This is a genomic window from Paenibacillus sp. DCT19, from assembly GCF_003268635.1.
Classification (GTDB): Bacteria; Bacillota; Bacilli; order Paenibacillales; family Paenibacillaceae; genus Paenibacillus.
The window spans coordinates 2,971,430-2,986,017 of record NZ_CP029639.1; the positions used below are offsets into that span (position 1 = coordinate 2,971,430).

At 43.5% G+C, this 14,588-nt stretch carries 12 protein-coding genes, 1 pseudogene and 1 riboswitch; of the genes and pseudogenes, 10 read left to right on the plus strand and 3 right to left on the minus strand.

Annotation, left to right across the window (positions count from 1 at the left end; genetic code table 11):
* Nucleotides 1-21: 21 nt before the first annotated feature.
* Both glgB and glgA read left to right on the plus strand, forming a co-directional pair.
* Nucleotides 22-2,028, plus strand: a complete 2,007-nt coding sequence (gene glgB / locus DMB88_RS13555) for a 1,4-alpha-glucan branching protein GlgB (RefSeq protein ID WP_128101767.1) — start codon at nucleotides 22-24, stop codon at nucleotides 2,026-2,028.
* On the plus strand, nucleotides 2,025-3,467 hold the full coding sequence (glgA, locus tag DMB88_RS13560) for a glycogen synthase GlgA (RefSeq protein WP_128101768.1): 1,443 nt from the start codon (nucleotides 2,025-2,027) through the stop codon (nucleotides 3,465-3,467). The genes glgB and glgA overlap by 4 nt, the downstream gene beginning before the upstream one ends.
* A gap of 134 nt (nucleotides 3,468-3,601) precedes the next feature.
* On the opposite strand, the pseudogene DMB88_RS13565 reads toward glgA, so the two are convergent.
* Together DMB88_RS13565 and DMB88_RS13570 are read right to left on the minus strand one after the other, a co-directional pair.
* Nucleotides 3,602-5,348: pseudogene (locus tag DMB88_RS13565) on the minus strand (alpha-glycosidase).
* A gap of 263 nt (nucleotides 5,349-5,611) precedes the next feature.
* Nucleotides 5,612-6,808, minus strand: coding sequence for a M20 family metallopeptidase (locus tag DMB88_RS13570; RefSeq protein ID WP_128101769.1), 1,197 nt, complete (start codon nucleotides 6,806-6,808; stop codon nucleotides 5,612-5,614).
* Nucleotides 6,809-7,061: 253 nt separating this feature from the next.
* Between DMB88_RS13570 and DMB88_RS13575 the strand changes: the two genes are divergently transcribed.
* From DMB88_RS13575 to DMB88_RS13585, 3 genes are all read left to right on the plus strand, one after another.
* The gene (locus tag DMB88_RS13575) at nucleotides 7,062-8,519 is read left to right on the plus strand and encodes an ABC transporter substrate-binding protein/permease (protein ID WP_128101770.1); all 1,458 of its coding nucleotides are present in this window, start codon (nucleotides 7,062-7,064) and stop codon (nucleotides 8,517-8,519) included.
* Nucleotides 8,506-9,228, plus strand: a complete 723-nt coding sequence (locus DMB88_RS13580; RefSeq protein WP_174715288.1) for an amino acid ABC transporter ATP-binding protein — start codon at nucleotides 8,506-8,508, stop codon at nucleotides 9,226-9,228. Before DMB88_RS13575 ends, DMB88_RS13580 begins: the two co-directional genes overlap by 14 nt.
* 395 nt (nucleotides 9,229-9,623) lie before the next feature.
* Nucleotides 9,624-9,817, plus strand: a riboswitch (cyclic di-AMP (ydaO/yuaA leader).
* A 56-nt stretch (nucleotides 9,818-9,873) separates the two neighbouring features.
* Nucleotides 9,874-10,494 (plus strand): 3D domain-containing protein, encoded by a 621-nt coding sequence (locus tag DMB88_RS13585; protein WP_254438641.1) that lies wholly within the window; start codon nucleotides 9,874-9,876, stop codon nucleotides 10,492-10,494.
* Between the two features lie 181 nt (nucleotides 10,495-10,675).
* On the opposite strand, the gene DMB88_RS13590 is transcribed toward DMB88_RS13585, so the two are convergent.
* On the minus strand, nucleotides 10,676-11,455 hold the full coding sequence (locus DMB88_RS13590; protein WP_128101773.1) for a polysaccharide deacetylase family protein: 780 nt from the start codon (nucleotides 11,453-11,455) through the stop codon (nucleotides 10,676-10,678).
* A gap of 155 nt (nucleotides 11,456-11,610) precedes the next feature.
* Here DMB88_RS13590 and DMB88_RS13595 point away from each other — a divergent pair, with 155 nt between their 5' ends.
* The 5 genes from DMB88_RS13595 to DMB88_RS13615 all read left to right on the plus strand — a co-directional run bounded on the left by DMB88_RS13595 (nucleotide 11,611) and on the right by DMB88_RS13615 (nucleotide 14,544).
* A complete protein-coding gene (locus DMB88_RS13595; protein ID WP_128101774.1) occupies nucleotides 11,611-11,955 on the plus strand; it encodes a prenylated flavin chaperone LpdD in 345 nt (114 codons plus the stop codon).
* A gap of 118 nt (nucleotides 11,956-12,073) precedes the next feature.
* Complete coding sequence (locus DMB88_RS13600; protein WP_128101775.1) at nucleotides 12,074-12,745, plus strand: PspA/IM30 family protein; 672 nt, start codon at nucleotides 12,074-12,076, stop codon at nucleotides 12,743-12,745.
* 95 nt (nucleotides 12,746-12,840) lie between these two features.
* Entirely contained in the window at nucleotides 12,841-13,242 is a 402-nt protein-coding gene (locus tag DMB88_RS13605; protein ID WP_056690140.1) for a DUF350 domain-containing protein, read from the plus strand.
* Between the two features lie 49 nt (nucleotides 13,243-13,291).
* Entirely contained in the window at nucleotides 13,292-13,798 is a 507-nt protein-coding gene (locus DMB88_RS13610; protein WP_128101776.1) for a DUF4178 domain-containing protein, read from the plus strand.
* Between the two features lie 11 nt (nucleotides 13,799-13,809).
* Complete coding sequence (locus DMB88_RS13615) at nucleotides 13,810-14,544, plus strand: DUF4247 domain-containing protein (protein WP_128101777.1); 735 nt, start codon at nucleotides 13,810-13,812, stop codon at nucleotides 14,542-14,544.
* The last annotated feature ends 44 nt before the right edge of the window (nucleotides 14,545-14,588 follow it).

Below are 14,588 nucleotides of genomic sequence, written 5' to 3' on the forward strand. Positions count from 1 at the left end.
TCTTAGGAAGAAGGTGATCTCTTGGCTATTCAACCATTGACAAGTCCGGTTATTTCACCGGAGGATATTTATTTGTTTCATGAAGGAAGCCTTCATCACAGTTATCGTATTTTAGGTGCACAGCCTGCGACCGTGGATCGCCGTCAGGGGTACCAATTTACCGTATGGGCTCCGAATGCCAAAGAAGTAGGGCTGGCTTTAGATCGTAATGGATGGAACGGTCAACAGGATCCTCTATATAAGATACCCGATTCTGGATTTTGGACTCGTTTTTTTCCTGAAATCCATGAAGGAACTTTATACAAATTTCGTATATTAACGGAAGATGGGACGGAACTGCTTAAAGCAGATCCATACGCCTTTGAAGCTGAGGTTAGACCGCAGACCGCTTCTGTAACGAGTTCCATTCAAGGTTATAAGTGGAATGATGGCGCGTGGAGACGCAAGCAAAGAGGCGTCTACAATAAGCCTTTACATATTTATGAAATGCACATTGGAACTTGGAAGCGTAAAGACGATGGGTCGCTTTATACCTATCGAGAAATGGCTGATCTTTTAGTTCCCTACTTATTAGAAATGAAATATACCCATGTGGAAATGATGCCCCTAAGTGAGCATCCGTATGACCTTTCCTGGGGATACCAAAATACGGGTTTTTACGCCCCGACCAGCCGTTATGGACATCCGAAGGATCTGATGTATCTCGTAGATACTCTACATCAGGCAGGGATTGGTGTATTGCTTGATTGGGTTCCGGCTCATTTTGCCAAAGATGCTCATGGTCTGCGAATGTTCGATGGAACACCACTATATGAGTATTCAGACCCATTGTTAGCAGAGAAGCCGGGTTGGGGAACACTCAGTTTTGATTACTCTAAACCTGAAGTTTGTTCGTTCCTAATATCCAATGCTTTGTATTGGATGGAAATGTATCATTTTGATGGGCTACGCGTAGATGCCGTAACAAGCATGCTGAAACTTGATTTTGAAAAAGGGCCAGGTCAATTCCGTCCGAATAGGGATGGGGGATTGGAGAATCAGGAAGCTGTAGCCTTTCTCCAGCAATTGAATCAAACGGTGTTTCAATACTACCCTTATGCACTAATGATGGCTGAAGAATCAAGTGCGTGGCCACTCGTGACCTCTCCGGTCGACGTGGGAGGGTTAGGCTTTAACTACAAATGGAATATGGGCTGGATGAATGACACGCTGGATTATATCGAATCTGATTTCCATGAACGTCCATCCAAACATCATTTGCTCACATTTCCTGTCGTCTACTCCTTCTCTGAAAATTATGTGCTTCCTCTGTCCCATGATGAGGTCGTGCATGGCAAAAAGTCATTGCTGGACAAGATGCCAGGAACGTACGAGCAAAAGTTTGATGGGATGCGTGCTTTCTTAGGATACTTTATGACGTTTCCTGGTAAAAAACTGTTGTTCATGGGAGGAGAGTTTGGCCAGTTCATCGAATGGAAAGATGAAGATCAACTGGACTGGTTCTTACTAGACTATGACAGTCACCGCAAGCTTCACCAATTTGAGCGGGATCTGTCTGCGCTTTACTGCAACGAGAAAGCGTTGTGGGAGCTTGATCATTCCTTAGACGGTTATGAATGGATTGCTCCGGATGATCATGCACAGAGCGTCATTTCATACGTTCGTAAAGGAAAAAAACCGGCGGATACACTCCTTGTGCTCATCAACTTTCAACCGGTCAAGCGGGAGCGTTACCGGATTGGCGTCATGCGTCCCGGTATGTATACCGAAGTTCTGAACAGTGATCATTCCGATTACGGAGGATCAGGTATACTAAATGATATGCAGTTGCCTACGGAAAAGATTCCTTTTCACGGGCATCCACATAGTCTCGAAATTGTCTTACCTCCGCTCAGCGTGGTTATTCTAAAAAAGACGACGCGCCGGAAAACGGATGAGACAGCGAACCAAGTCACTTCTGTCAGTCAGAAAACGATTGAACCTACTGTAAGCACCCCGGTCAAAACAAGAAGGAGGAAAAAGGCGTGAACATTTTATTTGCTGCCGCAGAGGCACATCCATTTATCAAAACAGGAGGACTTGCTGATGTGATTGGAGCTTTGCCTCAAGCCTTGCAAAAGGCTGGGGCAGATGTTCGGGTCATTTTACCCAAATATAAAGGCATTCCTGATGAATACAAAGAGGCTATGAAACCTGTTATTGTGACTGATGTACCACTTGGCTGGCGCAGGCAATATTGCGGAATTGAAATGATGGAATATGAAGGCATCCCGGTGTACTTTGTCGACAACGAATATTATTTTGGTCGGGATGGCGTGTATGGTTATATGGATGATGGAGAACGGTTTGCATTCTTCAACCGAGCTGTGCTCGAAGTATTGCCTCTTCTGGAGTTTAAGCCCGATGTACTACATACTCATGATTGGCATGCGGGTATGATTCCTCTGTTGCTGAAGGCTCATTATGCCCATGATGCGTTTTATAGTGAGATACGAACGGTCTTTACTATACATAATTTGCTGTATCAAGGCGTATTTCCACATTCATTGTTCAGTGATTTGCTTGAACTGGATGATCGTTACTTCACGATGGATGGCGTGGAATATTACGGTAATGTGAATTTTCTAAAAGCAGGCATTGTCTATGCAGATCATGTCACTACCGTAAGCCCAACCTATGCTCAGGAAGTACAAACTTCTTATTATGGTTACGGGCTGGATGGGTTGCTTAGTTCTCTGGGAGATCGCTTCAGTGGAATCGTAAATGGAATTGATACCAACAGCTATAATCCGGCAACCGACAACAAAATTGCAGTGAAATATCGAACAAGTCTGTCCAAGAAAATGGAGAACAAAGTAGAACTGCAAAAGGAGCTCGGACTACCTGTTCGTCCAGACGTTCCTCTGATGGTTATGGTAACCCGTCTTGTCGATTCTAAAGGACTGGATCTCGTCTGCCGTGTGCTTGATGAACTGCTGTATTACGATGATATTCAGTTTGCAGTGCTCGGCACAGGAGACTCCGATTATGAGCATTGGTTCCGAGAGGGAGCCAATCGTTTCCCGCTCAAAATGTCTGCTCAGATTACATTCAATGATGGATTGTCCAGGCGCTTCTATGCAGGAAGTGATCTCTTCTTGATGCCTTCACGATTCGAGCCATGTGGCATCAGTCAGCTTCTAGCCCTTCGATATGGCAGCATTCCCCTCGTGCGCGAAACAGGCGGATTAAATGATACGGTTCAGTCTTATAATGAATTTACGGGGGAAGGGAACGGATTCTCGTTCACGAACTTTAACGCCCATGATATGATGAACACGATTCGCCGTGCTGAGGAGTTCTACAGGGATAAGGAGCATTGGAAGACGATTGTGAAAAATGCGATGAGCGGTGACTATAGCTGGGATGTCTCTGCCGAAGAATATATGGATATCTACAGGGGTATTAGTATTGCAACTGAAAAATAAAATAACTGAAGAATAACATTTAAACTTTGTCCATTTCATAAGGCGACCAAAAAATGATCCAATATGTGTAGATAGTCTACGCAAATTGGATCATTTCGTTTATTACTGCACAGATGGGATTTGAATTAACGCTCTTAAAAATCAAGCAGTCGATATAAAATACGGTATCCGTAGGGATCAAGCTTGATATGCATAATACCATCGATCGGAACGACCTCTTCCTCGGTTAAAGCATCTTTCCAATCACGGGTCTCCATAGGATGTGAAAGGGTACGATTCTCTGGCGTGTTGTTCATCCAAACGGTAAAATGAAGACGTTCATCCATACGCTCGTAAACAATACAGGGGTCATGCTGATCTGCCTTTAAGAAGCGAAACCGACCTTTGCGAAGTGCTTCATTACTTTTGCGCAAATCGATCATGAGTCGGTAAAAATCGTATAGCTCCCGATCTTGCTTGGCGGGATCCCACTCCATACACTTGCGGCAATCTGGATCACCTTCACCACTTATGCCGACCTCATCTCCATAAAAAATACATGGGTTCCAATGTAAGTGAAAAGGAAAACAACCGCAAGTTTCAGTCTTCGTTTATCTTGTCCACTTCTGGATAGCAAACGTGGGGTATCGTGGCTACATAACATATTGAAAATAACTTCATTCGTTTGCTGGGGATAACGCATAATAAGTGTCCCCATCTCGTTTGCAAAATTGTAACCATCCATCGACCCACAGAAGAATTCCAGCACTTTATCCGCAAAAGGGTAATTCATCACCGAATCGAATTGATCTCCCATGAGCCAGGTCAAGGAATCACTCCACACTTCACCTACGATATATGCGTCAGGATTGGCCGCTTTCACCACTTTACGAAAGTCACGCCAGAAATGATTATCCACTTCATTTGCGACATCCAGTCGCCATCCATCCAGTTTAATTTCTTTGATCCAATATTCAGCGACGTCGAGGAGATAAGCTTTAACTTCAGGGTTAGCTGTATTGAATTTGGGCATGTTGCCATAAAAACCGAATGTGTCGTAGGAGGGGATACCTTCCTTGATCTGTACGGGGAATTCATTGATGTGGAACCAGTCTGCATACTTGGAAGCTTGTCCGTGCTTTAGCACATCCTGAAAAGGGGGGAAGTCTTCACTGCAATGGTTGAATACCGCATCAAGCATAACGCGAATGCCACGGCGATGGCAGGCTTCGGCTACTTGTTTCAGCAATTCATTATCTCCAAAATGCGGATCTACTTTTTTATAATCAATGGTGTCATATTTGTGGTAGGAGTTGGCTTGAAAGAGGGGGTGAAGTAGATGGCGTTAACGCCTAGCTCGGTTAAATCGTGTAGATGATCCAATACACCTTGCAGGTCACCACCAAAATAATTATCTAGTTCAGGTGTGCCACCCCAAGGTTGTGTTTCTTCGGGATTCAAATCTGGATTACCATTCGCGAACCTCTCGGTCATGATTTGATAAAAGACAGCTTCCTTTGCCCATTCCGGTACCTTGAATACATCGATTTCATGAATGTAAGAGAACTCGTAATATCCTCCAGTTGGGTAGGGCGGGGTATGATGGATACCATCGTCAGCCAGATATATATTTTCCGAGCCTGATGTAATTCGAAATATGTATGATACTCGCTTGAACTTTGGTTTAACCGCGATCTCCCAATAATCGAACATACTGTCCGCGGCAGCCTTCTCAAGTTGAATTTCTTTAAAGGTTCCTGACCAATTATATTTGTCACCAGTCAGTGCAGTTACATACTGTACATCATCTCTCTTGGTGCGCACACGCAGATGAATCGTAGACGGATCGTAGGCATAAGCCCATTTGTCTCGAGGAACGTGGTACAACGCTTCGAGTAGCATGACAGCACCTCCTGAAATTTTAAGATAGGGTATGTGTATATAACCAAGTTAGCGAGCGTTGAATCGTTTTTCTTGCATAATTTGTGGAAATAATGCATTATTTTCAACATTTACAATATCCTTTTCACAGCATCTCCAGGTTGGTGGTCTCTATACATACGCTACATAAAGAAAAAAGTCTACTCTTAAACTTCCTAACTAAGGGAGTGAGTAGACTCTAAGCAGTACGATTTAGTTCATCTGATTAATATTTAAGTGCGTAATCAAAATTGGACTTTTTGAACAACCTCTTCAAGTTGCTTAAACTCGGACTGGATCTCTTCTAGCAATTCCGGCTGAGTTAATACATCATAAGCTGTTGTTGCAAGCGCTTTGGCACCCAGAATCATGCCGTCCAGCGCACGTTCCTGTAGAGCTAAGTCGCGGAATTCAATGGAATGCAAGGTATGAACTTCATCCACAACACGAATGTAAGGGTGAATCGCTGGACAACGAAGGGATACATTACCAATGTCCATCGAGCCATGATCATTGCCACTTACAATCTCTTCTTGTGGAATCCCGAGCTGAACTAAATTTTGGCTGAATGTGTTTGATAATCGCTCGTTGGTAACCATCTCATCATAAGAAGTTTCATAGTTGGACGTGACCAGCTTACATCCAGTCTGCAATGCCGATCCTTCAGCAATTTGAATCACCCGCTCAGTAAGGACATTCAATTCTTTACGAGTTGCAGCCCGTACATAGAATTGAGCAGAAGCATAATCCGGAATAATATTCGCGGCTTGCCCACCATGATTGATTACACCATGAATTCTAACTGTGCTTTTGACTTGCTGACGGAAAGCATTAATGCCATTAAAGGTCTGGATGACGGCATCGAGTGCATTGATTCCTTCATGCGGACTAGCAGCAGCATGAGACGATTTGCCATGGAATTCAAACTGCACAGCATCAATCGCGAGCGAGCTTCCTGATCTCTCAAAGGCATAGTAAGGGTGAGCCATAATGGCAATATCACAGTCATCGAACATGCCCGCCTCGGCCATAGGAACTTTGGCACCACGCGTCTCTTCGGCAGGTGTACCGAACACTTTAATGGTTCCTCCAACTTCATCGAGGATTGCCTTCAGACCTACAGCTGCACCGAGACTCATCATACAGATGAGGTGATGACCACAGGCATGACCAATCTCAGGTAAGGCATCATATTCGCACAATAAAGCAATGGTTGGCCCAGGTTTAGCTGCGGTGTAAGTTCCGATAAAAGCTGTATCAAGGCCGAGGATCGGTGCTTCTACTTCGAAGCCATGATACGTTAATTCTTCTTTTAAGCGAGCGGAGGCAAGATACTCTTCGTTGCCAAGTTCGGGATTTGCACCAATGTATGATGAAATTTCTTTAAAACGGGAAGCATATTGGTCAATAACCGTTAAAATGTGTGATTTAGTATGTGTCATAGTGGACTCCTTCTGCAAAAAAATAAAAATGTGAAATGATTATATCATGTTTGTTCATATTTTTCAGAAACAAGTCAAGATTTGTAAAAACAAAATGCATTGCATAATCATGCATTGTACTTTATAATGACTCAGGCATCGATATGAGGCTTAGGCATCATTTTTATGGGTAGCTATTTAGAAGCACATTATATCGAGTGAAGTAAAAACATGGACAAAGTCGTATACAAAGTATTGTAAGGGGAGAACAGGGTTGAAATTGATTAGTCGTTATACCATGATGCTGCTGACTTTTGTGCTGATGTTGACGGTTGCTGTACCAGCGGCACTCGCAAGCGGCACTACGGACAGTTCAGGCGGTAAAAAATTGGTGCTCGGCACAAGTGCCGACTTCGCGCCATATGAATTCCATAAAGTGATTAATGGAAAAGATGAAATTGTTGGATTTGATATTGAAATCGCAAAAGAAATCGCTGCTGATCTAGGAGCAGAGCTTGTCATTGAGGATATGGGATTCGACGGACTTCTTCCGGCACTCCAAAGTGGTCGTGTGGACTTAGTTATCTCAGGCATGACACCAACGGATGAGCGTAAGAAAAGCATCGATTTCTCTGATACGTATTATAAATCGAAACAAGTTATTATGATTCGCACCGAGGATACAAATAAATATCAAACGATGGCGGATCTGCAAAATGAAAAAATCGGGGTTCAAAAGGGTTCCATTCAGGAAACCATTGGACAGGGGATCTCAGGTGCCAAATTAACGGCATTGGATAAAATCTCTGATATCGTTCTGCAGTTGCAGACCAAGCGTGTAAATGCAGCGATTGTAGAAGATACCGTAGCTGCTGGTTATCTGGACGATGTCATCGGTCTTGCACCTATTGCGGTGGACGAAGAGCAGGTCGAGGCTGCGATCGGGATTCGCAAAGGCAATACAGAGTTGCTGAATGCCGTAAATAGTACGTTGGAACGTCTTAAGAGTGAGAATAGAATTGAAGAAATGGTAACGGAAGCAAGCCAATTGATGGCAGGTAAAGATACCAAAAATATTTTCCAAGTATTCTGGGAATACAAAAGCTTCTATGCTACAGGTATAGGTTACACCCTTTTGTTATCTGCACTCGGTGTATTATTCGGGGTAATCATCGGTTTGATTATCTGTATGTTCCGGATGCATGATATGGCTATTCTGCGTTGGATCGGTACAGCGTATGTTGAACTTATTCGCGGTACGCCAATGCTGGTGCAATTGATGATCATCTACTATGGATTGTCTTTAACCTTTGGAATTAACTTCTCAGCGCTACAAGCCGGTGTAATTACACTTTCCATTAATAGTGGTGCTTACCTTGCGGAGATATTCCGTGCAGGGGTTCAAGGTGTGGATCGTGGTCAATTAGAAGCTGCTCGTTCACTTGGAATGGGTAGAGGTGCAGCGATGCGCTACATTATATTGCCACAAGCGTTCAAGGCTGTCTTGCCTGCAATTGGTAATGAGTTCGTAACGATTATTAAAGAGTCCTCCATTATCTCAGTGATTGGTATGGTCGACATTATGTATCAGGCAAGTGTGGTCAAAAATATTACGTACCAAGGAATGAATCCATTCCTTATTGCAGCAGCCATTTATTTTGTAATGACCTTCATACTGTCCAAGCTGCTGGGACGACTGGAAAGGAAGTTGAATGCAAGTGATCGACGTTAGTCAATTATATAAATCCTATGGAAAAAATGAAGTGTTAAAGGGCATAGATGTAACCATTGGCAAAGGCGAGGTTGTCGTTGTCATCGGACCGTCAGGTTCGGGTAAAAGTACGTTTTTGCGTTGTCTGAACTTGCTTGAGCAGCCGACGTCAGGCGAGATCCTATTTGAAGGTGTTTCGATTACGGAACCAAAGCATAATATCAATGCTACTCGTGAGAAAATGGGGATGGTGTTTCAGCATTTCAACTTATTTCCTCACAAAACGATCCAACAAAACATCACAATTGCTCCAATCAAAGTAAAGAAACAATCTGTGCAGGAAGCAGATCAGATTGCCGCAGATTTGCTTAAAACGGTTGGGTTGTCTGACAAAAAAGATGCTTACCCTAACCAGTTGTCCGGTGGACAAAAACAGCGTATTGCGATTGCGAGAGCACTCGCGATGCAGCCACACGTAATGTTATTTGACGAGCCAACTTCAGCACTTGATCCAGAGATGGTTGGAGAGGTGCTTGATGTCATGAAACGCCTAGCAGAGAATGGGATGACGATGGTCATTGTAACACATGAGATGGGCTTCGCTCGTGAAGTAGGAGACCGGATTTTGTTTATGGATGGCGGCGTGATTATCGAGCAAGGAACACCTGATGAAGTGTTTGGTGCACCTAAAAATGCACGTACACGTGATTTTCTTGCCAAAGTGTTATAAGACCATGTTCTAAGCTGCGAAGGTATAAAGGTAGAAATGGAGTAGCGGAACGTAGGAAAAACTACGTGAGCAACGGACATTTCGGCTGAATTCCATATTAGACGTTGAGATGCTTCAGGGCATCCTTCGTAATCAAAAGCGGACTTTTTGAACCACCTTTTAAACTAAAAGTAAAAAACGGCCTTGTCGACATCATCGTTGACAGGGCTGTTTTATTTGTTCTTTTGGGAGTCATAAGCGAGAAGATTTATGAAATGAAAGGTAACTTTTTTGTCATTTATTCGTTAGAAATAAGCTAATAAAGGCACGGGAAAGGCTCCATTTATTAACCAAAATCTCGATAATGCAAACGTACTGGTAAGATTTACTACAACTTTAGGTTACAATATTGTGATATATTGTTCCTGCCGAAACTTCTGAGGAGGAAGTGCGGGGGATGTAACGATGCAGATACGACGATTGATGATCACGTACTGCTTGGGGTGAATTAGGGCGTACATAACGATAAAGTGCTGTGATTGAACCTATAGGGTGGTTTCCTCCATCCGAATCCGACAACTAACCTCGCAGGCATAATGAGGGAGGAAGACCATGTTTAACAAGAAACGTATTGCAAAAGCAGCAACAGCATTGCTGACAGCAGCTATGCTCATTCAGGCCGTTCCAGCTTACGCTGACTCTGTTCATGTGGCCAAAGAGGGAGATACTTTCTATACCTTATCCAAACAGTATGGTGTAGGTATGGAAGCACTCATTAAAGCAAATGCGAATATTTCACCTTATAACATCTATGGTGGGCTAAAAATTAATGTACCTGGACAAGCCAACACCGTCTCAGCGGCAGCCGCTCCAGCAGCCAAAGCAGAGACTAAAACGATCACCACAGCGAGTCTGGACGTCAATGCAGACAGCAAAGTGGTCGAAGCATGGGGCAAAACTTTTGATTACAGTAAAACGATTGAAATGAAGGCAACTGCCTATTCAGCAGATCCATCGGAGAATGGCAAATGGGGTGCAGTGGACTACTTCGGTAATCCGCTTGAGCTGGGTACAATCGCTGTAGATCCAAGTGTGATCCCGCTGGGAACGAAAGTTCTTGTGACAGGTCACACACACCCAGGACTGCCGAAACAAGCGTTTGTAGCTACGGCGCGAGATACAGGTGGTGCGATCAAAGGCAAACGCGTTGATATTTTCATTCCTGGTAGTAAACAATCCGTGAGCACATTTGGTTTTCAGGATGTAGAGCTTTACATTTTAAAATAACATATGTACCAGTAATCTAGGCGTAATCAAAAAGGGTGTCTTCCATTCACAGTCTGATGTGAGTAGAGGACGCCCTTTTTTAGTTAAACCTTGGATCAGACGATGCAGATGCAGTTATTCATCATTTGTGTTTACCGAAAGTTCATTATCGAAGTGATCTTGCAAAACGTTAATACTTAATTCACTTACTCTTCGAGATGTTTAACATTTCGTCCAATGTTACAAGACTATACCCTCGACTTCGCAGTTCCTCAATGATTTCTGGTAACGCATCAATTGTACCTTGCAGATTAGAGCCTACTCCACCACCTGCATGTTGAAGAATGATTGACCCGGGTTTAACCGCGGATAAGATGTTCTGCTTCACTTTGTCTTTGGAAAGACCTTTCCAATCGAGTGAATCCACGTTCCAGTTCACAATGCTATACTGCTGCTTTTGAGCCCACTGGAGTTGTTTTTCATTAATGTCCCCGTAAGGCGGACGAATCATTTTTGGCGTGTACCCGGTCAGATTGCGAATGATATCCCCGGTATGTAAAATTTGTTTGCGAAAATCATTCATCGTCAGCTTACTGAATTCAGGGTGACTATAGCTGTGGTTACCAATGATATGACCTTCACGAACCATGCGTTTAACCAGAGCCGGATGTTTTTCCGCTCGCTTGCCTACAATAAAAAAAGTCGCCTTGACCTTATATTTCTTCAGAATATCCAGTACTTGTGGTGTGAATCTTGGATCAGGAACATCATCAAAAGTCAGCGCAACCTGTTTCGTGGAAGGTCCATTTGTCTTGAACGTATCTGAATATTTCTGTCTAAGTTGACCTAGTGTGAGTTGTTCATCGCCCTGTGCGTCGACAGGTGTACTAGCTTGGTTCGGTTGAGCTGACAAATGAGCAGGTGCGAAAATTCCGCTCAGTAGTAGCGTGATAAATGATAATGCGATGAGGCGAATACGCATAATAGCAGCCCCCTTTTCCCAAAATGCGTTCTCTATGGTATGCCCGATATAATCTTGATTTATTCGACATGTGAGATGTTTCATTGTCAGTGACTCTAATCTTGTTCATAATTCGGACCATAACATGAGATAAAGAAAAGGATAGGTGGATCAGCATGAGTAAATATGATTTGAGTACCATTCGATTACAAGTTCTAGAAGTGGGACACGACAAAGTATTCTTGGTTACAGGCGGCGACGCACATATAGGCGCTGTAGCAACGTATTATGTAGATCACGAGCGGCTTAGTGGGGCTACGGTTCATGTTCCAGGACATAAGGAGCAGGAGCTATGTGAGAGGCTTGCACGCAAGGCGGCACATCAGTTGAAAGTTACGGTGACGGTCATAATGGGCATTCATTTTGATGCGATTACACGCATGCAGATTGATGAAATCGTGCAGACTGCAGAGAGACTCATTGATGAACATCTGCAAATAAAAGATGAAGTAAATGAATAATTTTACATGGTGAAGAAGTTTATCGTGATTTTTTTTGCTAAAAATGAAACGGGTTGAGGATTATCACGTATGTATGATTATATACAAGGATGTAATATCGACTAGGAGGAATAACATAATGTCCATTTTCAAACGTTTACGAGATCTAACGATGTCCAATATTAACTCCATCATTGATAAGGCAGAAGATCCAATTAAAATGACAGATCAGTATATCCGTGATATGCAAGAGGATTTGCAAGATGCAGAGAAGGCTGTAGCAGCACAGATTGCCATTGAGAAGAAGTTCAAGCAGCTATATGAAGAGCAAGAAGCTTTAGTGAAGAAACGCGAAGAGCAAGCGCATACTGCAGCACGTGCACAAAATATGGACTTGGCTCGCCGAGCGCTTGAAGAGAAGAAAACAGCTGAAGAAAAAATGGCTGAGTACAAAACAAGTTATGATCAGAACAAAGCTTCCGCTGACAATCTGCGTGGTAAGTTAGACGAGATGCGCAAGCAGTTAACGGAGATGAAAAACAAACGTGAGACGTTGGTTGCTCGTTATAACGCAGCGAAGGCTCAAACTGAGATCAATAAAGCTTTGAATGGATTCAGTTCTGACACAGCAAGCGCTGGAATGAAGCGTATGGAAGAAAAAATGATGCAAATGGAAGCACAAGCTGAAGCAAGCAACGAAATGTCCTCCAAAGGAAAATCCTTGGATGATGAATTCGAGAAGCTTGGTAAAGATCAGGCGGTTGAAGATGAACTGGCTGCATTGATGAAGCAGTACGAGAACAAGAACTAACGGTTGTGATGAAGTAAGAAAACTAGCGGAGAAGAGACATGTGTTTCTTCTTCGCTTTTAAATGCGGTTCATGTTGAAATGTGGGGGCTGTTGAAATGGATTTGAACATTTTGGCAATGCTGGTCTGGACGTTATCGGGTTCGGTTTTGCTGTTTGTCTTGATGTATGTGGATTCATTGTTTACGAAATACAAGGATTTTGCTGAAGTAAAAGCAGGTAATATGGCTGTAACCACCCGGATGGTTATGAAGCTTTTTGCCCAAGGTTATGTACTTGCGACCTCAATCTCGACCGCAGGACATCTTGGTGAGGCTTTGCTCGTATCTGTCGTTTCCTTTATTATTTTGCTCATTCTGGAGAACGGCGTGCATTATGTTATCCGTACAAGAGCCAATCTAGATCTGGATACAGGGATTCAGCAAGGGAAGACGGGATACGGTCTCTTCTCAGGTGCATTGCATATTGTAGGCGCATTAATCATTGCAGCTTGCTTATAAATTGAGAGTTAACCAACCTCTAGAAGATATAGAACGGGAGTTAATGGGCATGAGTGTATGGAAACGGATTAAAGGAATACTAGCTAAACCCGAACCGCCTCGGGCAGAGAAGACGATGTTACAGCTTGCACCTGGTGATATCTGTGAAGTCTCTCTTGTAACATATGAGGTTGTTGGGCGGGTACATCATCGTTCAAGAAATGCTGTCGTATTAACATTGCAGGATGGTACAGCTTTCAGACATTTGCACATTGAAGAACGTGAATTGACGCGTTATGCTCTCTACACACCTATTGATGGTCGTTTAGATACGCCTGATGAGGTGCCAACCTTATTAGATCTAGATGGACGCGCATACCACCTGGAGGAAGAATATGGAGGTATGGTGACGACTGCAGGCAGAACACCGTATGGTCAGGCAGGAGAGCAGCTCGTGTGGCAGTATCAGTCTGATGATCACAAGCTACTTCGTGTGGAGTGGCAAGACAGACGTTTTACACTTTATGAGGGTGAGGTTATCCTTCCTGCGGATATCAAAGTGATTCGTTCGAGCTAGGAGAGGTTCCCATGAAAAAACGCATGGCACATGGTTTAAAATTAATGTTTGTTCTTAGCCTTGTGATGTCACTGTTGTCCGCTTGCGGTGCACCAACCGTACAGGACACCTATCCACTTGAATCTGTGAGTGGTAGCGGTAACACCACATCCTATGTATACCGGGCTGCTGACCGTACCGTTCCAGAGGTTGCCCAGGAATTGTCTGAGCAGCGTCAGCCAGATCAGATTTCGGCTGAGAGTACCGAGCGGATGTTCCTGGTGTATCAGGATCAATATTACCATTTACAGCAGGATCCCAATAAAGCGGAAGACACGTTAATTGAAGTCGATTCCAAAGAATACGTTCGTCAGAACTACGATTCTTCCTTTTTACAGGGATATTTAACCGCTACGTTAATCGGAAATTTGTTTGATTCCTTTGGTGGTGGCGGAAACGGGAAATATCGTGGATATACAAACAAAGATACGTACAAACCAAGCGAAGGTACATATCGCGCTCCTACAAGTAATGACAAAAAGCTTGCTCCACCGATTACCGTGGATCGCAAAGGTTCAATTACTAGACGTGGAGGCGATACGGATACCAGTGTAGGTTCTGGTGGAGGTTTGTTTAGCCGTAAGAAGGAACCAAGTTCAGGTAAGATTGATCGCGGTAAAAGTGGCGGATTATTCGACTCACCCAAAAGCTCTTACAAAAAGCCAAAAACGAGGGTGGGCGGAGGCCGAATCATGAGGCGAAGATAGCAATGACTTTTCTAATTATTACATTGTAGTTCATAAAAAGAACA

Bases quoted from the DNA above. Each gene is read 5' to 3' on its own strand.
- DMB88_RS13585 (WP_254438641.1), top strand. From the start codon at position 9,874: ATGCTCATTCAGGCCGTTCCAGCTTACGCTGACTCTGTTCATGTGGCC.
- DMB88_RS13610 (WP_128101776.1), top strand. From the start codon at position 13,292: ATGAGTGTATGGAAACGGATTAAAGGAATACTAGCTAAACCCGAACCG.
- DMB88_RS13590 (WP_128101773.1), bottom strand. From the start codon at position 11,455: ATGCGTATTCGCCTCATCGCATTATCATTTATCACGCTACTACTGAGC.
- DMB88_RS13595 (WP_128101774.1), top strand. From the start codon at position 11,611: ATGAGTAAATATGATTTGAGTACCATTCGATTACAAGTTCTAGAAGTG.
- DMB88_RS13605 (WP_056690140.1), top strand. From the start codon at position 12,841: ATGGATTTGAACATTTTGGCAATGCTGGTCTGGACGTTATCGGGTTCG.
- DMB88_RS13615 (WP_128101777.1), top strand. From the start codon at position 13,810: ATGAAAAAACGCATGGCACATGGTTTAAAATTAATGTTTGTTCTTAGC.
- DMB88_RS13600 (WP_128101775.1), top strand. From the start codon at position 12,074: ATGTCCATTTTCAAACGTTTACGAGATCTAACGATGTCCAATATTAAC.
- DMB88_RS13570 (WP_128101769.1), bottom strand. From the start codon at position 6,808: ATGACACATACTAAATCACACATTTTAACGGTTATTGACCAATATGCT.